The 24,107-nt window shown below is 54.5% G+C and carries 16 protein-coding genes; 11 read left to right on the plus strand and 5 right to left on the minus strand.

Annotated elements, in window-relative coordinates; translation table 11 throughout:
- Positions 1-322: 322 nt before the first annotated feature.
- Positions 323-1,873 (minus strand): hypothetical protein, encoded by a 1,551-nt coding sequence (locus tag AB4Y97_RS20195; protein ID WP_442000837.1) that lies wholly within the window; start codon positions 1,871-1,873, stop codon positions 323-325.
- 844 nt (positions 1,874-2,717) lie between these two features.
- Between AB4Y97_RS20195 and AB4Y97_RS20200 the strand changes: the two genes are divergently transcribed.
- Both AB4Y97_RS20200 and AB4Y97_RS20205 read left to right on the plus strand, forming a co-directional pair.
- The gene (locus AB4Y97_RS20200; protein WP_442000838.1) at positions 2,718-4,586 is read left to right on the plus strand and encodes an alginate lyase family protein; all 1,869 of its coding nucleotides are present in this window, start codon (positions 2,718-2,720) and stop codon (positions 4,584-4,586) included.
- 391 nt (positions 4,587-4,977) lie between these two features.
- The gene (locus AB4Y97_RS20205) at positions 4,978-6,069 is read left to right on the plus strand and encodes an AraC family transcriptional regulator ligand-binding domain-containing protein (protein ID WP_442000839.1); all 1,092 of its coding nucleotides are present in this window, start codon (positions 4,978-4,980) and stop codon (positions 6,067-6,069) included.
- 189 nt (positions 6,070-6,258) lie between these two features.
- On the opposite strand, the gene AB4Y97_RS20210 is transcribed toward AB4Y97_RS20205, so the two are convergent.
- The 3 genes from AB4Y97_RS20210 to AB4Y97_RS20220 form a co-directional block, all read right to left on the minus strand.
- Positions 6,259-7,620, minus strand: a complete 1,362-nt coding sequence (locus AB4Y97_RS20210) for a polysaccharide biosynthesis/export family protein (protein WP_442000840.1) — start codon at positions 7,618-7,620, stop codon at positions 6,259-6,261.
- The gene (locus AB4Y97_RS20215) at positions 7,595-8,635 is read right to left on the minus strand and encodes a GumC family protein (protein WP_442000841.1); all 1,041 of its coding nucleotides are present in this window, start codon (positions 8,633-8,635) and stop codon (positions 7,595-7,597) included. The genes AB4Y97_RS20210 and AB4Y97_RS20215 overlap by 26 nt, the downstream gene beginning before the upstream one ends.
- Positions 8,636-8,987: 352 nt before the next feature.
- Positions 8,988-10,004 carry a glycosyltransferase family 2 protein gene (locus tag AB4Y97_RS20220; protein ID WP_442000842.1) on the minus strand — a complete coding sequence of 339 codons (1,017 nt, stop codon included), beginning with the start codon at positions 10,002-10,004 and terminating at the stop codon, positions 8,988-8,990.
- Between the two features lie 357 nt (positions 10,005-10,361).
- Here AB4Y97_RS20220 and AB4Y97_RS20225 point away from each other — a divergent pair, with 357 nt between their 5' ends.
- From AB4Y97_RS20225 to nadE, 5 genes are all read left to right on the plus strand, one after another.
- Entirely contained in the window at positions 10,362-11,534 is a 1,173-nt protein-coding gene (locus AB4Y97_RS20225; protein ID WP_442000843.1) for a hypothetical protein, read from the plus strand.
- A gap of 63 nt (positions 11,535-11,597) precedes the next feature.
- Entirely contained in the window at positions 11,598-13,544 is a 1,947-nt protein-coding gene (gene asnB / locus AB4Y97_RS20230) for an asparagine synthase (glutamine-hydrolyzing) (protein ID WP_442000844.1), read from the plus strand.
- A 19-nt stretch (positions 13,545-13,563) separates the two neighbouring features.
- Positions 13,564-13,833, plus strand: coding sequence for an acyl carrier protein (locus tag AB4Y97_RS20235; RefSeq protein WP_442000845.1), 270 nt, complete (start codon positions 13,564-13,566; stop codon positions 13,831-13,833).
- A gap of 30 nt (positions 13,834-13,863) precedes the next feature.
- Complete coding sequence (locus tag AB4Y97_RS20240; RefSeq protein ID WP_442000846.1) at positions 13,864-15,408, plus strand: class I adenylate-forming enzyme family protein; 1,545 nt, start codon at positions 13,864-13,866, stop codon at positions 15,406-15,408.
- A complete protein-coding gene (gene nadE, locus AB4Y97_RS20245; protein WP_442000847.1) occupies positions 15,405-16,409 on the plus strand; it encodes an NAD(+) synthase in 1,005 nt (334 codons plus the stop codon). Before AB4Y97_RS20240 ends, nadE begins: the two co-directional genes overlap by 4 nt.
- Positions 16,410-16,554: 145 nt before the next feature.
- On the opposite strand, the gene AB4Y97_RS20250 is transcribed toward nadE, so the two are convergent.
- Positions 16,555-16,926, minus strand: a complete 372-nt coding sequence (locus AB4Y97_RS20250) for a serine O-acetyltransferase (protein WP_442000848.1) — start codon at positions 16,924-16,926, stop codon at positions 16,555-16,557.
- A gap of 805 nt (positions 16,927-17,731) precedes the next feature.
- Here AB4Y97_RS20250 and AB4Y97_RS20255 point away from each other — a divergent pair.
- The 4 genes from AB4Y97_RS20255 to AB4Y97_RS20270 all read left to right on the plus strand — a co-directional run bounded on the left by AB4Y97_RS20255 (position 17,732) and on the right by AB4Y97_RS20270 (position 23,146).
- The gene (locus tag AB4Y97_RS20255) at positions 17,732-18,829 is read left to right on the plus strand and encodes a glycosyltransferase family 4 protein (RefSeq protein WP_442000849.1); all 1,098 of its coding nucleotides are present in this window, start codon (positions 17,732-17,734) and stop codon (positions 18,827-18,829) included.
- Positions 18,830-19,221: 392 nt separating this feature from the next.
- Positions 19,222-20,421, plus strand: coding sequence for an O-antigen ligase family protein (locus AB4Y97_RS20260; RefSeq protein WP_442000850.1), 1,200 nt, complete (start codon positions 19,222-19,224; stop codon positions 20,419-20,421).
- 56 nt (positions 20,422-20,477) lie between these two features.
- Positions 20,478-22,385 carry an asparagine synthase (glutamine-hydrolyzing) gene (gene asnB / locus AB4Y97_RS20265; RefSeq protein ID WP_442000851.1) on the plus strand — a complete coding sequence of 636 codons (1,908 nt, stop codon included), beginning with the start codon at positions 20,478-20,480 and terminating at the stop codon, positions 22,383-22,385.
- Between the two features lie 92 nt (positions 22,386-22,477).
- Positions 22,478-23,146 (plus strand): N5-glutamine methyltransferase family protein, encoded by a 669-nt coding sequence (locus AB4Y97_RS20270; RefSeq protein WP_442000852.1) that lies wholly within the window; start codon positions 22,478-22,480, stop codon positions 23,144-23,146.
- The last annotated feature ends 961 nt before the right edge of the window (positions 23,147-24,107 follow it).

Consider the following 24,107-nt stretch of genomic DNA (forward strand, 5'->3'; position numbering starts at 1 on the left):
TGGCGCGACGGCACCCAGCTCGTCCATTACAACGGCGCGCTCGGCTATCCCGATCAGGTCGGCCCGTACTGGAAGGAAGGCGTCTACCGCTCGACCGCTTCGGAAAGCATGGCCGTCCAGTACACCGGCTTCGATATGGTCAAGGGGACTCGTTAACTTTCAAGAGACGCTTCCTAAGCTCTCTGGCGCGATAAAAGAGCTCAATCCATTCCACGATCGACAGATGCGGATAAATGGCGGCGACCGATTTGGGGCTTATTAGTGAGCACGCCAAGGGCATAGTCTCGTTCGAATCCGGACGAGATTTAAGCAACACCGCACATCAGTGCACAAGCGCATTGAGAACCTTGAGCACCGTTCGATTGGCCCTCGGGAATGTCGAAGCCGTCAAAACATATTCCTCGGAGCGGATAGGGCGAATAATGAACAGCAGCAAGGCAAAGCCGAAGCCTGTCGCTACACTCGTGGCGAACCGTGCAGCCGTGCCGAAATTAAACTCAGCGGCAACAAGATGCCCCAGGACGAGCAGGGCAACGGTTGCGGCAACCAGTGGGGCCAAGCGCCCCGTATCAAGAGCCTGTTCTGCACCATTGGAGCGAAGCGCCATTCGGATGATAAGCAACCTGAACGTTACCTCAAAGCTCGGCCACAACAAAACCGCTGTCAAACCCAAGTAAGGGGTGGTCAGAAAGACCAGTAACAAGCAGATCAATCCCAGTGGGGCGACGAGCGTAAAGGTGCGATGCCGCAAAGCCATGCCTGCAACAATTTCCAAAACGCGGTAATAGCTTGCCCCCAACGCCTGCGCCATCAATATCGGAATGACGTACCCATATGCAGCGAATTCCGGCCTTGCGATAATTCCAAGCATCACTGATGCGATTGGAGTGATGATGGCGATACCGAACAGGATGAGGACCGTCTCCGCCTTTGCAAGGAGACTAAGGATATGCAGTGCATCCGAGATCTTTCCGCTCGTTGCGCTCTTACTGATGAGAAGCGGTTCCAAAGTAGGCGCCATGAGGTGCACGGGGAGCCCCCGTTGAACCGAAGAGATCAACCCTTGAACAAAGGAGATCGCGGCGAGAGGGATAACGGGGAGAGAAGCGGCACTCACGAGACGAAGCGCAGCAGGACTTGTGGCCATCCAAGCGCAGGAGGAAACGTAAATCCCTAATGCGAAAGCGTGCTGCACACGCGGATTGAAACTCGGCACTGCATGAGCCCCGCTATTAGCAACATTCATCATCCAGTATCGATGTCGACGGGCCAGAATGACAAAGAGAGTTCCAACAACTAAGGTTCCAGATGTCAGCAACCATATGAAGATTACGTCTGAAGCATCGAGCCCCCTCGTTACAGAAATAAATAACGTTACGCATAACCGAACGAGGATCTCCAGCAAGCTGGCGACCGACCAGAGGTCGTGCTCCATCAAAGCCAAGGCAACAGCTTCTGCCTCAAGCTGCAGCAACAGTGACACAAACCAAAAAATGATAATGATGCGGCTCGGCTCGTGCAAAAGGCCGGAAGTGAGTGGATAGAACCCCAAGATAAACCAGGTCACGCCCGCTACGGCGAAGACACTTGCCAGCCTATATACCGCCGCGCGGCCAATGGCATGTCTCAGGGTCCCCTTATTTCCCTTCACGATCAACTCAGGCAAGAAACGAGAAATTGCCCGGCTGATGCCTAACGAGGCAATCGATATGAACAGGCTCGATCCAGCAAGCGCCAATGCGAATATGGCATATTCTTGCGGCAACATGATTTTGGCGAGGAGTACTTGAAAGGCCAAGCCTAGGATCAGAACGCCAAGACGCGTAATGGCTGACGTTGTCAATCTACGAACTAATGTCGGATGCTGGTGCATTCAGATCGTTCCAGTACAACGATACTATCGACTGACGGGCAGAATTTAGCTCAACTTAAGATAAGGTGGCAGCACTGGATGGAGTACATTGGTAGTCACCTGATATACGCATCCTAGCGAACGCTACGAAGCACAAGGAAAGTAGTCAACCGCCCCCCTTTGCAACTTGGTAAAGGACTAAAGGAACGACGAAGCTGGGACTTTTCCTTTTGCGATCCGAGACGCGCTACGTCTCATGATTGCATACTCTCCCGATATGTATGAGCCGGTGGATCTTACTCCAGTAGAGTTTCGGAAGCGACAACAGGCTCATCTCCCAACCAAGATAACAAGAAGATCATACGTTGCCGAGTATGCGCGAAAGCTGCGTCGGCAGTATGTCAACGCTCATTTGCGGAACACATAATTTGGTTGTCACGACTGCCGATGCGATCCGCTTCCTTGCATTAAGACATGGGTCATTCGGGTGATAGACCTATCCTAAAGAGGTAGATGCATTCGCTCGATCTCCATGTGCCAACCGGATCGTACACAGCAGAACCTGTCTCGATAAAGGCCGGCTCGTCGACCATGTTGTTGGAGGCGCTCCCGAACTATACTAGCGTATGTGCTTGGCACCAACTTGGTAAGGCGCCGAGGGTTACGATCTGTGCGAAAAATCCAATCGCAGCTCATGTTAAGAACCGACAAGTATCGTTGGTATCTCAGGCGCATCCGCTCGATGAGTGGCCCTGAGATCCTCCACCGCGTGCGGGAGCAGATACACAGAGCCAGATGGCGCTTCGACCGCTCTGGATGGCGTAAGTTCGATCTGCCGCCCGGCGAGCTAAGACCTATCCGGTCTATGGCTTCGGCTCTCCATGCCCCCTGGCCTGTGGAAGCAGTGAATGCCATCCGCGATACAGAGCTAGAGATTGAAGCCGGCACGCTCACGCTTCTTGGAGTTTCGTGGCCGGTCGATTTGGTAACCTCCTTGGCACCGGAATTGTGGTTTACCGATCCCATCACTATGGAAAAATGGCCTGGCGTCGAGACTTTTTGCTTTGACGTCGAGTATCGCTATCCGGAGCGATGCCACGATGTGAAGTTCATTTGGGAACTCAATCGCCTCCAGTTTCTGCAACCCATTGCCGCGATGAATGTTCTGGACCCTTCTCCAAAGAGAGTTGCCTGGATCATGGAGATCCTTTCGTCATGGATGGAGGCCAACCCTCCTTTCCGTGGCCTCAACTGGGCGTCGGGGATTGAAGTTGCGCTACGGCTTGTTTCGGTTGCCTTCGTCGTAGCATGTGTTTCTGACCATCTTTCCAAGGAACATAAAAGACAGCTCCGCTCGTTTGTCGCAGCGCATGTCTTTTGGCTTCACCGCAACCCTTCGCTTTTCTCCTCTGCGAACAATCACCATGTCGCCGAGGGTTTGGGTCTGGTAACAGGCGCATTGCTCGTGCCGGATCTAGCATGCAGGTCGATCTACCTCTCGCAAGGAGCAGAGATCTTGCGGCAAGCTCCTCATTCTCAATTCTATTCTGATGGAATTGGGGTCGAGCAAACACCGAGCTATGCGGCCTTTACACTTGAAATGCTTGCTGTCGGCGCGCTCGTTCTCGACGATGTTCCTGCAGACATACGTTTTGATCGAAACTCCCTTGAGAGGCCAGCCCACGCGCTGAAAGCCTTCCTTGACGATAACGGCATTGCGCCGAACATCGGCGATAATGACGAGGGACATGTCATTGCAGGACCACTTTGCCGAGAGGCCCGTTATGTTGCCTCTGTCGTGGCAGCTGTCGCAGGCCTCTTGAATAAGCCGGACCTTGCTCCTGCAGCGAGGGACTTTCAACTCCGCAATATTCTGCTGCAAAGCCCTGCTTCGATTCACACGCGGGAAGAGCATTTCACGCATTTCACACAAGGTGGTTATTCGATCTTTCACGGCACCATTTCCGGACGGCGAGTCCACTTGACTTATGATTATGGGCCTCTGGGATTTGGGCCGATAGCGGCGCATGGCCATGCCGATGCTCTGGCGCTATGGCTTACGATCGATAACTTTCCAGTCCTCGTCGATGCGGGTACCTATCTGTATCACGCAGGACGGGAGCGGAGAGAATTCCTTAGGTCCAGCGCAGCCCACAATACGCTTCAGATCAACGGGCAAAGCCAGAGTCTGACATCCGGTGCATTCAACTGGCATCACAAAGCGGCGAGCTACCCTACGCTCTTAGAGCAAGGGCCAAATTGGAAGCTTAAAGCACAGCATGATGGGTTTTTACGCCGCTTCGGCGTCATTCATGAAAGAACCATCGAGCGTAATCAGAGTGATATTTTTGTGAAGGACCGCCTATTCGGATCTGAGGGCCAGTTTGACACGACTATCTGCTTCCTTCTCGACCCGAATATTACGATCAAGTCGGACAGCGAGGGCCTTCTCCTTCTCCGTAACGGAGCCCCTCTTGCCCGCTTCATTCCACCTCCATCGGACGAATTGGAAAGCATGGAATTTTTCATCGAGAAATCCCCATTCTCATGTCAATTTGGAACGCTCTCCGAAGCAACCCGCATTAGAATTAATACAAAAATTGACACCCAAGAAACATTGACAGTGCGAATTAGTATTATTCCCTCTGATGATCATGTCGACGAACTCAGCGACTTCACGACTGAGATGGATCATTTCATGATGAATACCAAATCCGGCATTGGCCATCCTTGAGAACTGGTTCTGTACGAATGCCGATCGGATATTCTTGATGTAGTTCTCGCCGGAAATGTCTCCTGAAGCGGAAATCAACTTCTGCCTCTCCGACAGAGATTCTTAAAAGTCATCACACGTCGATTATATGGGTGGCATGCACGCTGCTCTTAGTTCTGGCGTTTGTGCGGGAAAATGAGCGTCGAGTAGGACAGCGATAATGAGCGAGTGCCCTTCGGCGGCCCCGTGACTGGACGTGATCTAGGCTGTCGTCAGGGCAATAACCCAGCCCGATCGGAAATCAGAATATAAACGTCGTCTGCTGCCCGGAATTGCAACGCCGCTGCCCGCATTGCGTCTTGCCGCCCCCTTCCAAAAATCAGATACTGGCCTCCTGCGGCGAGGCGGATCAATGCCACAGGAAAAAGTGAGCCATCCCATAAGAAAAGGCCTCGCGGCGCTCCCAACAGCCGTCGGCGTGCTCTCAAGACTTGCTGCAGAGCGTGCTATCCAAGCTAAGATAGATGTCGGCCCCATTCTTAATAGGGCCGGTCTTCCTACAACGCTGATAAGTGAGTCGAATGTCCGCGTCAGCGCTCGAAGTCAAATTCTCTTCCTCAATATGATCGCAGAGGTACTTGACGACAACCTCCTCGGTTTTCATATCGCTCAGGATTTTGATATTCGCGAACTCGGCTCATTTTACTATGTCATGGCTTCATCTGAGAAGCTCGGTGATGCGATTGCCCGCGAAGCTCACTACAGTTCAATTGTCAATGAGGGGCTTCGAATCTCGTACCAGAGGGCGAACAGTTTTACGATCGACTTCGAATATGTCGGCGTAGAACGTCATCTTGACCGCCATGAAATGGAATTCTGGATTACATGCACCCTTCGCAAGAGTCGGTTTTTTACCAACCGTGAGCTAATACCAGCTTATGTCGGCTTCGTTCATCGACACGAAGGGGATCTCTCTGAAATGGAGCGCTACTTCGCTTGCAGCCTGAACTTCGGTGCTTCCACGGATCGGATTTCCTTCGAACCGCAAGCAGCCGACTTGTCTCTCGTCACAGCAGATCCCTACCTCAACAGATTTCTGGTTGAAGATTACGAAAAAGCCATTGCAAGACGACAATTGAGTCGGAACCCACTTCGGACCCGCGTCGAAAATGCAATTACTCCACGTCTTCCACATGGCACCGTCAACATCGGGAATATCGCCAGCGATCTCGGCATGAGCCCTCGCACGCTTTCCAGACGTCTTGCTGAGGAAGGCTTGACCTTCAGCACTGTCCTGGATGAGTTGCGGTCCGCTCTTGCCGAGCGTTATCTTCAGAACAGCGAACTCTCGATATCTCAAATTACATGGCTTTTAGGCTATACGGAAGCAAGTTCATTCGTTCATGCATTCCAGCGGTGGGCTGGAAAGTCGCCGACGGATGCGAGGCGGCAGATCAGGAACTCTTCTGCTTCAAAAGAGACCCACAATAATAGCCACCCGTAACCAATGAAATTATGCTGTGCGCTAGAGGGCATATCTGCCTCTCGCCAGGGTCGACCAACGTATGTTCGGGTGAATCGTAACCGGGATATGGCAAAGCCATCCGTCGATAGCGACCTTAGCACCTCGTTCGGAAAGCGAATCTTCTTTTGCTCACCGGACAATGCGCTTCAGAATCCGAAAAAAGCTATTTCAATCGACGTGAAGAGCGACTTCGACGACATCTCCGGGGACCAGCGGCGTGGCTTCGGATCCGACGAACTTCTCTTCCTTGCCATTGGCGTTCCTATAGACGACGATCTCAGGCTCGCCGGTTCTTCCATTGCTCCACATGGACTTCATTCCGCCGACGAGGCCCAGCTTCTGCCGGGCAGCGGCCAACTGAGCCTGAAGGCGGACGAACTTCGTGCGACTCTCCTGAAGTTCCGTCAACAACCGTATGCGGCGCTCATCATGACGCCTCTGCAAGGTCCGACTCATCTCATCCAGAGCCATTCTTACTTGAGATGCTTCAGCACCGGTTTGCAGGGCACGTGTCGCGGAGAGCAGCATGGCACGGCGCGCATCCGTTACCCGCTGAGTTGATGTTGTACCTTTTTCCAGAAGAGCCTTCGCTCTCTCGAATTCCTGATTATCGGCAAGGCTGCCCTCTTCCTCTCGTGATTTTTGCTCGTCGAGCAACGAGGCACGCATCGCAAGTTGCTTGAAGGCGCCACGAAGGTGGGAAATCTCTCTTTCATAGTCATCTGTCTGTGCTCGAATCTGCTCCGAGATAAGACTGCCCGAATTTTGCGGTTGTGGAGGTGACGTAACTTTTACCTCTTCATCAAGATTGATTTTTTCCGGCAGCCTATCCAGCTCAGCCTGCAAATACTTTTTCTTCTCTTCTTCCTGTTTCAACTCGTCGAGCAGGGATGTTTCTTGAGCCTTGAAGTCAATGGCATCCATATATGGATTGTTGATCCTGAAGCGCACGACATCATATCCACCCGCAACAGCAACCGCCTGCCTCACGGTCAACCCTGGACGGAATGCGACCTCCCCGACTCTTGCCAAATCGCCAGAGATATAGACAGGCCGATACTGAGCGACATTAACCGTAACTTCTTCCGGAGACACAGGCGTGATGGTCGTCCTGCCATCTGGCTCTCTCAGGCTGACGGCTCGCTTGGAGTATTCTGCCTGTACGCGCCCACGTAGGGCATCGATCGAGATACCACTTGCAGAAATGTTTCCGACAATCGGCAGCGTCACTTTCCCATCAAGGTCGATTGTGGCTCGCGTTGCCAAAGCAGGAATTCCGGCAACCGAGACCTCGACGACGTCCCCTGCGCCAAGAAGAAATTCAGCTCGAGCAGGCGAGGATAGAAAGGCAGCGGGGATACCCAGCATGCCCGAAAGAAAGTATGCAGCCACACCACACCGGGATATCGTGTTTCTGATCCGCATGCAGACACCCTTCTCAATATATTTGACTGCTGCGCTGACAGCAAAGGCCGCCACGCGTGCCATCAACTCCATTTGGGTTTCAGTTCCGACGTCGATCGAGAGCAACTCTAACTTCTGATCGATCGATTCCCTTGGATTTCAACCGCGCAATGCGATCACGAATGAACGCAACGGCAATTCCCAAACCCAGGCCCAAAATGGCCCCCAACCCAAGAGTAATCGTCGATCGCGGCTCACTCTTATTCAGCGGCGGCGTGGCAGGAGTGATGATCCGGGCCTCTACAATCGGGAATGAAAGCTGCTGGCTAGTCTCAAGGTACCTTTGCCGGAAGCTTTCATAGACTCGTCTCAACGACTGGGCATGACTTTCCAGATCCAAATATGTCACACCCGAATCAAGGCTCTTGCTTTGGCTCTTGAAATCCTGAACCGCTTTCTCTGCAGTCAATGTTTCTGCTCGGATGACAGCCAAACGCTCTTCCAACCAGACATTGGCGCGCCGGACCGCATCGTTTCTGGCCTCGATCTGGCTGGATCGATAGGTTTCCGCAATGGCATTTGCTATCCGCGCGGATTTCGCCCGGTCGGTCGAACGGAACTCGATATCTATGACGTAGCTAATTCCGACGCGTTGCACGGAGAGAGCGCGCTGCAACTGTTGAACAGCTATCTGCTGTTTCACATCCGCAGGAATTTCCAATTCATCTTTGCCGGCCCCGAACGCCAGAACGGATCGTAAGAGACCAGATTTCGATGGAACGAATTCTTCGTCCTTCGTCAAATCGAGATTGGCAACGACCGTTTGCGCCACACCGCCGGACTTCAGCAATGTCACTTGGCTTTCAACCGTTGAAGCATCGAGTGGGCCTTCAGCTACATTGGTAGGCTGAGCGACCTGAACCCGGTTCGGATCGATAATGACCTGGGCAGTTGCAGCATAGCGAACGGGTGCAAGGATGAGATAGACAACTGCGAGCAGCAAGCAAGCCGCTGCAATTCCGATGATTGTGTATCGATAACGAGACAGGAAATTCAGCACATCGGATAGGTCGACCGTTACCTCTTGCTCGGCCGGATATGCCGTTGTCTCAAATTTGAGCCGATCGGGCCTGTTAAGCATATGATCAACCTACCGATAAGAAAAGATACGTCAAAGTTATTGAGTATGTTTCCCGTTCGGTCAATGGCACCGATCAGCAAATCGAGGTTATAGTCTTCCAAAACTTAAGTATAAGATAACATAATTAGATATAATTGACCGAGTGATTTTGAACTACCTCTTTTGAGATACCCCTTATGTCGTACGTCAGTGATAGTTTTTCATAAAACAAGGCAATCTTCATAATACCAAATATTTTGGAAAATTCGCTGAATGATTCAGCCTCGCTTCCAAAGCGAAACGTCCCCTCGAGGTCGGATGCTTCGGTCTCCCAGGCTTGTCTATTCATCAGGCCGCAAAGGTCCAGGAAATATCACGCCAATTCCTTCATTCTGCTTTTCAGCACGGAGCTTGGGATCCATGCACTTGGATCCAAGCGCCTTCGGACGAGTCCTCGGATTGTGCCAATCGTAAAAACCATCCAGGCCGCAACCGCATAAAGTCCGAGTCGCAGCGAACGACGCCGCAGCGACATGAATACCAACGGCAAAATGAGGATAATAGCTGAGACACCAACGCCATATGTTAGATCGAGGGCGAAACAAAAGCTGAGCAACAGAGAGGCGAGCCAGGCAACCACAATTCCGGAGATCCAGAGCGTGCGTATCTTTCGCACGACTTCCGGGAAGGTGGAGCGTCCTAAAGTCGCGCGCGCAATCTCGCCGGCCCCGAGGGCATACCCACCTGTCAGACGCCGCCAGAGCAACTGATATGCCCCGATCTTGTAACCGAAATGGTCCACGGCTAATTGATTAATTCTCGCCAGGCGCCAGCCTTTCGCGCGCAGCCGCACGGCAAGCTCAAACTCCTCGAAAGCGTGAAGGTTCCGATCGGAGAGATATCCTACGCTCTCGATCGCTGAGCGCCTGTACAACCCTCCTCCATCAAGGCGGTCGACTTCACCAGGTTGCAAGTCTTTCTTCGCGCGGGCAGCACGTGACATAAACTCATGGTTGTCGAGGTGCATGTCCCGGACGATGCCGCCAACCCCAGCAAGCCGATCATCCTGCTCGAGAACCTGTATTGCGGCAGGCAAGAAATTCTGATGAAGCCTCATGTCGCCGTCGATCAGATAGATGAACTCGCCCGAGCAATATTGATAGCCAAGCTGTGGTGCCGTTCCACAGCCACGGTCGGCAAGGCTTTTGAGTTGGATGATCGTAATGGGGTAAGACGATGCGATTTCGACGGTCTTGTCGTTAGACAGACTATCGGCAAGCAGAATCTCACCGTCAAATTCAAATTGCTCCAAAGCACCAAGACAGCTTTCAATCGTGCGAGCGATATTGGCCTCTTCATTCAGAGCCTTGATGATGATGCTGATCTTCACACTGAGGTTCCCAGTCTCCGCAAGGCCTCAAAATTCGGTTGCCTCGACCGCTGTGTCAAGAAATGGAATCGGGACGGCGACCTAGCGATATGCTGTCATAGGCAAACGGATCAGGCGGCTCGGGATCTCTAAGGAGACATCTTACCACCGTCAACTTGCTCCACTTCTCGCCAGATGATGGGAAGAAGTGACCACGCGGAGCTATCGCGATGATTACCTCGTCTTTTCTATATTCTCCCTCCAAATAACCTATGACCTTTGAGAGGAACAGGAATTGAATGGATATTACACGGGCTCCATATGGCGTCCGTGACTAAGCCGAAGTCGGGTCGATTTCTAAGGAGTCAGTTCGAGACTATGAGTGAAATTCGACCTTTGACGGCTGCAGATGTGCCTGCCGTTGCTGATCTATTCCAGCGCGTGATTCTCAAACAAACAGCTCCTGCACCACATACCCTTAGCGACTATCTGATGTCTCTGTTTTTGGAGGCCCCCGATCAGGATCCCGAGATCAGGTCGCAGATCTACGTCAAGCCCGGTGGCAGCGTTACCGGCTTCATGGGCGCATTGGCGTTGCCCATGTCACTGAATGGAACGCCGCTGAGGGCTGCTATCGGTTCATGTCTGATGGTCGATGGTCATGCTGACGACCCTGTCGCAGGGGCACGTCTTCTACGCACCTTCCTATCAGGCCCGCAAGACATCTCACTTGGCGAGACTGCGAGCGACATCACCGATAGTATGTGGCGTAAGCTCCGCGGAATCGTTCTGCCAAGCTATAGTCTGGATTGGTTTCGCCTCATCAATCCGGCAGGATTTCTCGTCGAGCTCCTTGCCAACCGTTCTGCCGCCGCACGCAGCTTATCCCCGCTCGCCCGTTTCTTGGACAGGTGGGCCCGACGACGGGCAAGCGGCCCGGAACTCCGCTGGTCAAGTGTTCCTATCAGATCGGACATATCGCATACCGGGTTCCTTACGGATTCTGAGATCGACGATGAGGTGCTATACGAGCTCATCCCTCGGTTTACGGCGAGTTTTTCACTTCACCCGCGTTGGTCGCAGGAAGGGCTGCGCCGCATTCTCAAGGATGCTGCGGAAAAGAAAAAGTATGGCAGAATGACACGCCGCATGGTCACGATGCGTGATGGCACGCCTGTCGGTGCCTTTATTTACCATGGAGATCCTGGTCGGATCGGCCACGTCCTCCAGGTCCTGGCAACTCCTGGTCACGCCGGGTCTGTCGTCGACCATTTGATCGGACACGCCGCTGAGTCCGGCCTTGTCGCACTGCAAGGGCGCACACAGCCTGCGCTCCTCGATGCGATGCTGACTCGTCGCTGCGCTTTCACCCATCGTTGCTCGACCGTCGTTCATTCGCGCAATCCCGCTTTGCTTAAACCATTCCTGACAGGAGATGCGTTCTTCAACGGCCTTGCGGGAGAAGCGTGGACGCGCCTTATCGGAGATGACTGGAACAAGAGAAGGGAATTTAGCAGAACAGGCAAGGCCTTCCGCACCTCTTCTGGCTGAATGGTTTTAACGGGTGAGCTTCGGTAAGCTTCAAGATTCCAAGATGGAAGGGATCACTTCACCGTGTGTGGTATCGCTGGCTACTTCGGAGACGGGTTGGACCCTGCGGTGGGGCGCTCTCTTCTGCAACTTATGACCGGCACCGTTGCTCATCGCGGCCCCGACGAACAGAGTACCTTTGTGAGCAATGGCGCAGGGCTCGGACACGCGCGCCTTTCGATCATCGGGCTCGCGAACGGCCAGCAGCCTATGGGGAGCGCGGCCGGCGATCTCTGGATCAGCTTCAATGGCGAGATCTTCAATTACATAGAGCTCCGCAATGAGCTGATGGCGCTTGGCCGGCACTTCCGGACGTCATCCGACACCGAAGTGATCCTGCACCTCTATGATGAAATGGGGCCCGAATGCGTCACACGACTGAATGGAGACTTCGCCTTCGCGCTCTGGGACGCGCGCCGCCATCGAATGATGCTGGCCCGTGACAGGATGGGCGTTCGCCCACTGTTTCACACGATGCGGGCCGGAACATTGTTCTTCGCCTCCGAAGTCAAGGCGTTGCTCGAGGTTCCCGGCATTGAAGCAGAGATCGATCCGTTTGCCCTTGACGAGATTTTTACGCTTTGGGCTCCGATTGCACCACGCACGCCTTTCAAAGATATCGCCGAGCTACCACCTGCGCATATCATGATCGTCGACCGAAATGGCGCGATGGTGAAGCCTTATTGGCGTCTGACTTTCCCCGATCGAACCGAGGCTCGCGACGAGCGTTCCGAATCCAAAATTATCGAAGAACTTCGCGCGCTCCTTGAGGATGCCACCCGCATCCGCCTCCGCGCCGATGTTCCCGTCGGAGCATATCTCTCAGGCGGACTCGATTCCTCGATTACCAGCGCCCTTGCGGCGCGACAGGTGCCGGAGCTGCGGACCTATTCCGTTATCTTCGACTCCGAAGAGCACGACGAAAGTGCACAGCAGGACGAGATGGTGAGCGCGCTTGGAACACGCCACTCCGTCATATCCTGCCACAACAGCGACATTGCCAATGTCTTCCCTGATGTGGTGCGCCACATGGAGCGCCCGGTTATCCGCACCGCTCCCGCCCCTTTATATCTGCTCTCGCAGTTGGTGCGCGATCAGGGCTTCAAAGTCGTCCTTACCGGCGAGGGAGCTGACGAGGTCTTTGCAGGGTACGATATCTTCAAGGAGTCGTCGGTTCGGCGATTTTGTGCCCGCCAACCCGATTCCCATATTCGGCCACATCTGTTCCGCAGGCTCTATTCCTATCTTCCCGGCCTCAAGCAGCAAAGCCCGGAATATCTTGCGGCCTTTTTCGGGGCGGGGCCTGCACTCCTCGATGATCCACTGTTCTCTCACCGGCCGCGATTGCGGAGCACGGCTGCGGCAAAGATATTCTTTTCTGGTGATCTGCGTGCGACATTGGGTGATTACGACGCAGCGGCAGAGTTGGCGGAACGCCTGCCCCCCGATTACGGCCGCTGGCACCCGCTGCACCAGGCGCAGTATATCGAAACGTCATTCCTGCTGCCTGGGTACATCCTTTCCAGCCAGGGAGACCGGATGGCCATGGCTCACGGCGTTGAGGGGCGGTTCCCATTTCTCGACCATCGTCTTGTCGAGTTCGCAGCCCGAATTCCGGCCGGGATGAAGCTCAAAGGGCTGAGAGAAAAACATATCCTGCGCGAGGCGACCAAGGATCTCCTGCCATCGTCCATCAATGCGCGCACCAAGCAGCCCTACCGTGCACCCGACAGCCAGTGCTTCACGACCATGGATGCGCCGAATTACATCGCTGCAGCATTCTCACCCGGTGCCATTTCCGCCACGGGATTGTTCAATCCGCAGGCAGTCGACAAATTATACGCTAAGTGCCGTCGCCAAGAAGATGTCAGCTTCCGTGACAACACGGCTTTCGTCGGCATCCTGTCGACGCAACTATGGCATCGTAGTTTCGCTACGCGTTCAGGTACCCACAAAATTCAAGCTGCTTAAGGACAAAAGGAGAAGTGTAATGACCGACACCGCATCCGCCATTCGCGCCTTCGTCGTAGAGAATTTCCTGTTTGGCGATACGAGCTGCCTGATACCTGACGAGGCGTCGTTGATCGAGAACGGTTTGGTTGACTCGACAGGAATTCTGGAACTGGTCGGTTTTCTCGAGGATCATTTCGGCATTACCGTCGCAGATTCCGAGATCGTGCCCGCTAACCTCGATACCATTGCCGATCTTAGCGCCTATGTTGCCCGCAAACTGGACGCGGCGGCGGCAGCGGCGGCTTAAGACGATTCGTCAACAATCGAGAAATCCACGATGCGCATCGAGAACTTCCTGCGAGAAAGTGCCCTCCACCACGGTGATAAAGTTTTTTTGATAGCAGGAGGAAAACGGCTGACCTATGCCGAGCTCGATGCCTACTCGGATCGGCTGGCCTCTGCACTCGCCGCGAACGGCGTCGTTCGCGGTGATCGCGTCATCGTCTTCATGGATAATGCGTGGGAAGCGGCGGTATCGATTTTCGCCGTACTTAAGGCCGGTGCGGTATTCAGCCCCGTCAATCCGTCGACGAAGGCCGATAAGCTCTCCTATATCCTGCAAAACTGCAGGGCGCGCGCAGTACTGACACAACCGAAACTCGCCTCGGTCGCGAAAGCTGCAATCACAGATGCGCCGAGCGTCAGTTTAGCAGTCGTAACGGGCGGAGCGGCTGAAGCACCGCTTGGTACATATTCCTTCGAGGCCTTGGTCGCAGGAAGTGACGCCAAGCCGGTTGCTCATGGCGGCATCGATAGCGATCTTGCCATGCTGATCTATACATCAGGCTCTACGGGCCGTCCCAAAGGCGTGATGATGAGCCACCGCAATGTCGAGGCGGCGGCGTCATCGATCACCACATACATTCGCAACACACCAGAAGACATTATCCTCAATGTGCTGCCCATCGCCTTCGATTACGGACTCTACCAGCTCATCATGGCGGTGAAGATGGGTGCCACGCTGGTCCTTGAAAAATCCTTCGCTTTTCCGCAGGCAATCTTCGATTTGATGCGCAAGGAGCATGTGACGGGTCTGCCACTGGTTCCGACGATGGCCGCGTTGATCCTGCAAATGAAGGATCTTGCGCCGGGCACATTTCCCGACCTTCGCTATATCACCAATACCGCTGCGGCGCTTCCGCCGGCCCATATTGCCCGGCTGCGCGAGCTGTTCCCGGGCGTTCGCCTCTATTCAATGTATGGTCAGACGGAGTGCAAACGCTGCACTTGGCTACCGCCGGAAGAACTGGACCGCAGGCCAGGATCGGTCGGCATAGCCATCCCGAACACGGAGGCCTTCGTTCTTGATGAAGAAGGGATCGAGGTCCCGCCTGGTGTCGTTGGCGAGTTGGTGATCCGCGGCCCGCATGTCATGCAAGGCTACTGGGAGGACGAGGTCGCGACGAACCGGGCGCTCCGACCGGGCCCCAATCCCTGGGAAAAGGTGCTCTACACAGGCGACCTCTTCCAGAAAGACGACGCAGGCTTCCTCTACTTTGTCGGCCGCAAGGACGACATCATCAAGACACGCGGAGAAAAAGTCGCGCCCAAGGAGGTCGAAGCGGTGCTTCACTTCTGCCCCGGCATCATCGAGGCCGTAGTCGTGGGAGTGCCTGATCCCATCCTGGGTCAAGCCTTACGGGCCATCGTCGTGGTGGAAGACGCCACCTTGACGGAGCGCGAGATCATTCGCCATTGCGCCGCGCATCTGGAGGATTTCATGGTGCCGAAAGCCGTGATCTTCCGCGCGGATCTGCCCAAGACGGATACCGGCAAGGTCAGCCGTAGACTGGCTGCGGAGATTTTGGAGAACGTGGAATGAGTTCGCTCACCACTCCCACAGCCCCATCCTTCTCGGCTGCTCGACTCAACATCGACCCGGCTCTGGAAACCGAACGCATCACCGCCTCCCTGCGTGACCAAGTTCGCGGAACTTTGCGGAAGCGCGGATTGGTTTTAGGGCTATCCGGCGGGATCGACTCGAGCGTCTGCGCCGCTCTTGCAGCGCGCGCGCTCGGGCCGCAGAATGTTTTCTGCCTGTTCATGCCTGAGAACGACTCCGATCCGGATAGCCTGAGGCTCGGCCGTCTCGTCGCTGCGTCCTATGGCATCGATAGCGCTGTGGAAGATATCGGCCCGCCTCTCCAGGCAATGGGTTGCTATTCTCGTCGTGACACCTTCATCCGCGAGATCGTACCAGATTATGGGCCGGACTGGGCCTGCAAGATCGTTATTGCCAACGCGCTGGAAGGCGAGGGCTACAACATCTCCTCCTTGGTGGTTCAAGATCCGACAGGGCGGATGCAGAAGCTGCGAATGCCATCATCCGTCTATCTCGGAATCGTGGCTGCGACCAATATGAAGCAACGGACTCGCAAGCAGCTTGAATATTTTCACGCGGATCGACTAAATTATGCCGTGATCGGCACGCCCAATCGCCTTGAATACGACCAGGGTTTCTTCGTCAAGAACGGCGATGGCGCAGCCGACGTGAAGCCTATCGCGCATCTTTATAAATCGCAGGTATATCAGCTTGCCGCCTATCTTGGCGTGCCCGAAGAGATTCGCCGGCGGCCGCCGACTACCGATACCTGGTCTCTAGCGCAGACGCAGGAGGAATTCTACTTTGCGCTTCCTTATGATCTGATGGATCTGTGCCTTTATGGTCTCAATCACGAGATCGACGCTGAGGAAGTTGCGTCAGCGACGGGACTGACGGCAGAGCAAGTTGCTCGCATCTGGCGCGACATCACAGCAAAGCGAAAGGCGACGCGCTATCAACATATGGGGCCGCTTCTGGTCGAACCGGTCGTTGAAGTCTGATCCGGTCGCATTCAGGCACCTTGGCTTTGGCGCTGAGGCAGTCCGCAGGCGGAGAGGCCGGGCTCCTCAACGACTTTGACGCGCGCAACAAGCACTGAGGCAGCTTGGACCCTGTCGAAGAAAAGTAGCAATTAGCAGGATTGCGCTAAAGCTGTTCCAGCACTTTTTTGCCGTCGCGACGAACGATGTAGGCGGGAATGCCGACAACCGTACAATTGGCGGGCACATCCTTCACGACGACAGCGTTGGCGCCGATGATCACGTTGTCGCCCACTGTCACATTGCCTATCACCTTGGCACCGGCCGTTATCCTGACATTGTTCCCGATGACCGGCGCATCCGTTTCATTGGAATAGCCGATTGTAACCTGCTGATTAATCCAGCAATTGGAGCCGATCGATTTGGCGGCGATAATGGTCGAGAAACCGTGTTGAATGAACAAGCCCGGGCCGATATCCTCTGTACGGATGAAAAGGGTTGCCTCAGGTCTGCATAGCCATTCGAAAATTCTAGCCATTCTTTCCCGTCGGTAGAATAAGCTTCTGAATTCCTTATTGTTCAACATAAATTTTACAAACTGCCAGATCATATTCAGCCCGATTGAGGCAGAGTCATCATGGCCTATGCAACTCCAACGGGCGATATCGAGCCTTATTATTTCCCGGTTCTTGGAGACCAAGAAGAATATCGCATGGGGAACTACACTTACTATCCTTATATAAAAATATGTTGTTTTTATTATTTTATACATAAGTTTTATTACACGAGCCCAATGCCCGTTAAAGGGCACAGTTTATTACAGCAAATCCCATGGGTCATGTCGAGAGGTCTAGTGTAGGAGCTATACCAAATTGTAATGCGATGAGCTTTTTACCTGGGATAGTGCTAAGGTGTTCAAGCCTGATCTCTCTCCTGAACTATAGCAGAGAACCCATGCTGACGGTGTCCTTTTCAATCCGCATAAGCTCATATGAAGAGCTTGGGTCAGATCCACTGTCGACTGGTTTTGGTTAGTGCCCTTCCAGGGATTACGCGATATCCGTGAATGGATCTCTGATTGGCGCCGCCAAGTATGCGGATGAACCCTCGAAATGGGTACACCTTTATAGACTATCACTCACGCGTCGAACAACCTGTAGCTTGCGCCTGTCGCTTCTTGCAATCTCAATAAGAACTTGGGTGATCAGGCTAGAGGCGCTCCATACAGAAGTATCGAGATGAGCGCGAACTACGTGGGGCAGCCTCTGCGGCACTTGACCGACGCATTGGGAATGCCTTCACTGAAGCGCTGCTACGGTCGAGATATAGCAAGGCAAGTCCCGATGAAGGTGATCCTTTGCGGCCCTATTGCACAGCCAGGAACACCTGCCTTGGGAGGATTCCAAAGTGCGAACCTGCGCCTTGCCGAGCTTTTTAAGCGCCTCTCTTACAAAGTCGAGCCGCTGCCCTATCCGATTCCTCAGGGACATCGGATCGCAAAAGCGGCTGCCTACGCAACCGGTTTCTTGAGGATGGCCTACAAGCTCTCAAGCCCCTCTCGAGAGGCGGAGGTTCTGCACATCACGCCGCTGATCAGGCATTTTCTGCCGTTTGAACTTCTGCTGGTTCGAATTGCAAAGTGGAGGAAGCGCCTCATCGTCGTCGACATGAGGGCAGGAGACCAGATTATCAATTACAGACGCAGGGGCTCATTCTACCGCATGCTGTACCGGGCGTTGGTCACGAGCGCGGATGCGGTGACTTTCGAAGGAAAGAGCTACGATCCCTTTATAGCCGAGCTAGCTCCCTCGGCTCCGCGACAACTCATTTCGAATTTCGTCCCGAGCACTTTGCTCAATCAACGGAGCCCGGCGCACCGAGGTCATGCGCCCGTAATGGTCTATGTGGGCAAACTTTGCCCAAGCAAAGGCGTGTTTCGCGCCGCTAAGCTGTTTCAAGAGATCAAGCGTCAGGCCCCTGAGGCGCAGATCAAATTTGTGGGTGCGGGCCCGCAAGATGTCAAAGCCGCCCTGGTTGCGCAGCTTGCCGGATATGATGGTGTAACTTTCGCCGGCTCTCTCTCTATGGAGGAGATCATCCCCGTCCTGGATACGGCGAATTTTTTCATCTTCCTCTCGACATTTCCAGGAGAGGGTCACTCGAATGCCTTGACGGAGGCAATGGCTAGGGGTTGCGTGCCTGTGTGCACGCAGCATGGCTTCAATGTCGATGTGGTCGGCTCAGCAGGGATCGTTCTCGGCCATGAGGAACAGGAGAGCGCTTTGGCTGCAAGAGTATTAAGTTGCTGGCAGAGCCAGGCTTGGGAGCAGATGTCCCGGGACGCAGCGCTCCGCGCCGAAAAGTATTTTTCCGACACTGCCGTGTCGACAGCCTTAGAAAGCATCTATCGAAAGTTGCTGCGACGAGATGCCGTTCTCTAATCCTCTTCGTCAAGATCACGATACGAGCGCTCGATCGGAGCCAGGGAACCTATCTCGGATGAGATCCGCTTCATTGTCGGAAAGTATCGCTGTAGAACGGAGAAGGATCCCGTAGGCATCGGCGACATCAAACGGTCTTCACAGGCCACCGCTTATGTCAACCCCCAGCCGCCTACGAAGAGGCGGCAGACCTACTTCTTGGTTATATGGCCTTGGCGCCTGCCAGTCTGTTAAAATCCCTGTCTACGGGAGTTGCCGCAGCTATGAGAGTCGGGGCCGTTGCCAATCATTCATCATCTTACCAATCGAGGTACCTCGAAATCTTCTTTATCTATGCGCTCATTGTCTCGACGGGGGCGTTCCAGTTCCAGTTGACAGGCGTTGAGCCCGATATGGTGACGCCCCGCGACCCGATCTCTCCGATTGCTCGGGTGAATGCAGTCTTCATCTATGGCTCGATCATCTTCATATACTTCTCCAATAGACGGATCATTAACGCAGCCATCCTCGCATCATGGCCTCTCTTCGTCTTTTCCGCCTTGGCCTTTTTGTCGTGCCTCTGGGCTCCGGATTTTGCGACGACCCTTAGGCGATCTATCGCGCTTCTTTTCAATCTGCTGACGGTCGCAGCCCTTGTCGCCCTCCTGCCTCCCGTAAGAGTGGTGAGAGTTTTCGCGCTGGCCCTCGGCGTGAGCATCCTATGCAGCATTCTCTGGGTCGTATTATTTCCCCGCTACGGTCTGCATACCGCGGCGGATTGGGTGGAGCCTGTGCATGCCGGCCTATGGCGCGGCGTCTATACACACAAGAACAGCCTGGGCAGCATCAGTTGCGTGGCTCTGGTCGTCTTTCTGTTCTTCGGAAAATCCGTCATCAAATCCGCCATATTCAGAGTCGCAGCAATTCTATCGGCAGCGGCCTGCCTGATCGGAGCCAAATCCGGGACAGGAATAGTCCTGGCCGTCATCATGACCTTGGTCATCGTGTTCTTCAAAAACCTGACGAGAATGAACAAGTCGACGAGAATCTTCTTTAGTGGATTCGGGCTGATCGCGGTTGCCCTGATCATTGCCGCAGCAGTTCCCGTGACATATTTCGTTCTCGACGCTCTCGGCAAGAGTCCTGATTTTACCGGTCGCATTCCTATCTGGACTCCACTCATTGCCTGGGGGCAGGAGCGTCCCTGGCTTGGCTTCGGCTATTCTACCGGCTTTGAGCAGGGGATGATGCCGCGCCTCCAGGAATACATGCGTCTGAGCATCAGCAGCGCTCATAATGGGTACCTGGAGACTTTCATCAGCTTCGGGTATGTCGGGATCGCGCTCCTGATGTTTCTGATCATTTCCTTTCTCGGAAAGATGGTCGTCGGCCTGCTGCTTGTGCGCCAGGATGAGGAGATCGTACTCCCCTTCATCGCTGGCCTATTCTTCAACGCGCTGTTCGGGAATTTCACCGAGTCGCTATTCCTGATGCAGAACAGTTTCTTCAACATGAGCTGGGCCCTCGCCTATATCATGATCGCGTCCTGGACCAGGAGCAGGCCTTCGATGAAACCGGTCGCTCTGAGATCGTCGGCCGAGAGTTTGGCATAGCGCCACTGGGCATCCGTCATGTCAGCGCGATTAAAGTTTATGAAGGAGATTCACTGATGTGTGGAATTGCTGGATGGGCGCTCTCGGCCGAGCATGCCTTGCATGAAAGGGATCTCGATCGACTCTTGGACAATCTGGCTCATCGCGGGCCAGACGGTGCCGGCACTTGGCTGGAATGGACACATCACCACAAGCACCAGATCGCACTGGGACATCGTCGACTTGCCATTATCGATCTCGACGGGGGAGCTCAACCCATGTCGGACGTCGATTCAATCGTCGTCGCGACATATAATGGCGAGATCTATAACTATGTGGAATTGAGAAAGGAACTTGAAGAACGAGGTCATCAGTTCCGTACACGTTCCGACACGGAGGTCCTGATCGAAAGTTACAAAGCGTGGGGGCGAGATTGCGTCAGCCGCTTTCGTGGCATGTTTGCATTTGTTCTTTTCGATCGGCAAAAGCAGGAGCTGTTTTTTGCCCGCGATCAATTCGGGAAAAAGCCGCTTTATCTCGCAGAACATGAGGGAGACGTGTTCTTCGCCTCCGAGTTGCCCGCTCTCCTCACCATCAAGAGCATAAGGCGTGACTTGGACTGGACGGCTTTCACGAACTACCTTGTCGACCGTTACGTGCCAGGGCCAGCCACTCTCTTCAAATCGATCAGAAAACTTTCTCCCGGTTGTTACGCGATCTGGCACGGAGGGAAACTCGAAGAGACCCGATACTACACCCCGCCATTTGCCTTCGATCCCGGCAAACGCCTCAGCCTCGAAGAATCCCTGGAGCAGTTTGAAGCCGCCTTGCGGGAGGCTGTTGAAATTCGGTTGCGCAGCGACGCACCATATGGCGCCTTCCTGTCCGGAGGCCTGGATTCATCCGCTATCGTCGCCCTCATGGCTCAGAGCTGTTCGGGGACGGTCAGGACCTATAGCGTAGGCTATAAGGAGAGCACCTATTCCGAGCTGGCATATGCCCGCGAGGTCGCCGATGTATTTCAGACGGATCATCACGAAGTCATGGTCTCCACTGAGGCCTTCTTCGACGCCTGGCCCGATGCTCTGTCAAAACGGGGAGCTCCCATTTCGCAAAGCTCCGACATTCCACTGTTCATGCTTTCTCAAGCCGCGCGCCGGGACGTCAAAATGGTGCTGTCCGGGGAAGGAGCCGATGAGTTGCTGGGCGGCTATCCCAAACACTGGGCCGAGCCGTGGGTTTCTGTCTATCATCAGGCGGCGCCAGCAGCACTTTATCAGCTTCTTCTGGCTCCGGTTCTTGCGCGACTTCCCTATTCCATGCGCAAGCTCAAGGTATTGGGTAGAGCCCTGAGCGAACGGGACTTCAACCATCGCATGCGCGTCTGGTTCGGAGGCCTCTCCCGGGAGAATTTCGAGAAACTCGCCCGCCGTCCCTTCCCGGCATCTCCCATCGATCCGTTTCCTTTCACTGCCGACGCGCGGCTTGGCAGCGCACGCCGAACGCGCTTCTTCGATCAGACTTCCTGGCTTCCTGACAATCTGCTGGAACGCGGCGACAGAATGCTCATGGCATTCGGTGTCGAAGGACGCATGCCCTTCATGGATGTAAATCTCGCGTCACTCGCTGCAACGTTTCCGGAAAAAGCCGTCTCGAACAAGTGGGTGCTCCGCTCCATGATGCAGAAGATGCTTCCCGAATCCATCCTGGCTCGCCGGAAGGCCGGCTTCACGGTTCCGCTCGATCTGTGGTTTAGAAACGATGGACGCGATCGCATTTCGGATCTCTTGGCGAACCCGCAGTCCGAAATCCGACAACTTTGCGATAGTGTAGCGATCGATGAAATGCTGGAGCAACATCTCTCGGCACGCCATAACCACGAGCAGATCCTCTGGTCCTTAGCCAACATGGAACTCTTCCTGCGAACGTTCCGGCCATCGTTAGGTGCTGGTCAGCGTGTCGATGACCTGGAGGCGGTCGCCTAGGCTCTCTGAATTCGGCCGGCCGGCACCAATGCCCGTCATGCCCATTATGGTACTCTCGTTACGCCCTGTTCAGGGTCCAAGGAGCGGCTCGGATGGAACCAAGCGAAATAGCAACGCGTGCCACTCGCTTTATGGGGATCGAAATAGAAGTCTCGCCCGATGCCCTTGTCCCACGTGAGGAAACCGAACTTCTCGGCTGGAGCGCCGTCGAAATCTTGCGTCAGTCTCCAGCCGAGCGCCGGGCGATCGATATGTGTTGTGGGTCCGGCAATCTTGCATGCGCCACTGCAATCATGGTGGAGGATCTCACCGTTTGGGCAAGCGATCTGACGAACGGCGCCGTCGCGCTCGCACGAGCCAACGTCGAGCGCCTTGGTCTCGCCGGCAAAGTGCATGTGTATCAGGGCGACCTCTTCACTCCGCTGGACCTGAAGGAGCTGGGTGAGCGCGTCGATCTCGTCATATGCAATCCCCCCTATATCTCGACGTCCCGCCTGGAAGGCGACCGATCGTATCTTCTACAGAATGAGCCGCGGGAGGCATTTGATGGAGGGCCGTATGGACTCTCGATTCATCAGCGCGTGATCCGGGACGCATTGCCCTATCTAAAGCCCGGGGGATGGATCGCGTTCGAATTCGGCGAAGGACAGGAGCGGCAGCTTGCAGCTCTTCTCAAGAGGTCGGGCGGTTATCGCGATCCCGAATTTCGGCAAGATACGCAAGGAATACCGCGCGTCATGCTCGCTCAAAAGACTTTCTGAACGACCGCTACGAGCCCCCTGTCGGGAAGATCATCCAAAGATTGAGGCTCGGGGCGACGGTGCGCCTTGCTGAGCATCGGGAACCGAGAGCCCTTCCTTGATGCTACTAAGGGCCCGCCCTTTCCGGAAAATTGCGCAGGCTGCCTTGGACCGCAATGGACGGCCGGCTACCGAATATCGGTACAAATGCGGCTTGATCTCCCGGCAGACTGCGTCTACAGGCAGAAACTCCATCTCGCATTTGTGGTTTGACCTAGCGCATCGTGCGGAAAAGGGGACCCGGTTTTTCGCTGACGCGGACCTTCGGTTCGCATGGAACGAGGCGCTCATCCAACAAGAGAGCATCGGAGCGGACCCGTTCGCGAGTTCCCACCGAAGTGCGGCATGCCCTGGATGCCCCCGAAGTGGCGGCGACTCACGCTCCTCGGAGCTGATATAGACGCCTACGCCCCGCCTCGATGAAGCCCTGACGCCGCGTTTCTGCAATACGGCCGCGCTTGCGTCACACCGACTTCTACTTCCCGCCAAGCTTCGAACACATTCCCATCGCGCTTCAGAACATTGGCTTAAAATGCCAATTAACTGTCCTCCTATCACAAGACAGCCCTCGACTGCCGTGAGTATTCGAAGATCACGCGCTTCAGTTTTACGTCAGAAGCACGTTCAGTAGGCCGATGCATCCAGAGTAATGATGTTTAGGCACCAGGGAAAAAAAACATTAACCTACATGAATGAGTAGTTATACTTGGTAACTACCCATCACAAAAAATGGACATAAAGGGGCTTATAAGCATATGTCGTATTTTGATCCAAATACTTACGAACTTCATAATGCCGGCCGTCCGTACAGCTTCTCGCAGAATGGTGACACGATGCGGTTTGAAGTGCACCAGGGCGATTACGGAATGTACGGCGCGAACACGACCGACCGCTCGGAGATCGCCAGCTACAAGAAGCTCGA

The organism is Microvirga sp. 2TAF3 (assembly GCF_052114965.1).
GTDB lineage: Bacteria > Pseudomonadota > Alphaproteobacteria > Rhizobiales > Beijerinckiaceae > Microvirga.

Coding starts and splice junctions, on each gene's coding strand:
- AB4Y97_RS20195 (WP_442000837.1), bottom strand. CDS start 1,873: ATGCACCAGCATCCGACATTAGTTCGTAGATTGACAACGTCAGCCATT.
- AB4Y97_RS20200 (WP_442000838.1), top strand. CDS start 2,718: ATGGCTTCGGCTCTCCATGCCCCCTGGCCTGTGGAAGCAGTGAATGCC.
- AB4Y97_RS20205 (WP_442000839.1), top strand. CDS start 4,978: ATGCCACAGGAAAAAGTGAGCCATCCCATAAGAAAAGGCCTCGCGGCG.
- AB4Y97_RS20215 (WP_442000841.1), bottom strand. CDS start 8,635: ATGCTTAACAGGCCCGATCGGCTCAAATTTGAGACAACGGCATATCCG.
- AB4Y97_RS20225 (WP_442000843.1), top strand. CDS start 10,362: ATGAGTGAAATTCGACCTTTGACGGCTGCAGATGTGCCTGCCGTTGCT.
- AB4Y97_RS20235 (WP_442000845.1), top strand. CDS start 13,564: ATGACCGACACCGCATCCGCCATTCGCGCCTTCGTCGTAGAGAATTTC.
- AB4Y97_RS20240 (WP_442000846.1), top strand. CDS start 13,864: ATGCGCATCGAGAACTTCCTGCGAGAAAGTGCCCTCCACCACGGTGAT.
- nadE (WP_442000847.1), top strand. CDS start 15,405: ATGAGTTCGCTCACCACTCCCACAGCCCCATCCTTCTCGGCTGCTCGA.
- AB4Y97_RS20250 (WP_442000848.1), bottom strand. CDS start 16,926: ATGGCTAGAATTTTCGAATGGCTATGCAGACCTGAGGCAACCCTTTTC.
- AB4Y97_RS20255 (WP_442000849.1), top strand. CDS start 17,732: ATGAAGGTGATCCTTTGCGGCCCTATTGCACAGCCAGGAACACCTGCC.
- AB4Y97_RS20260 (WP_442000850.1), top strand. CDS start 19,222: ATGGTGACGCCCCGCGACCCGATCTCTCCGATTGCTCGGGTGAATGCA.
- asnB (WP_442000851.1), top strand. CDS start 20,478: ATGTGTGGAATTGCTGGATGGGCGCTCTCGGCCGAGCATGCCTTGCAT.
- AB4Y97_RS20270 (WP_442000852.1), top strand. CDS start 22,478: ATGGAACCAAGCGAAATAGCAACGCGTGCCACTCGCTTTATGGGGATC.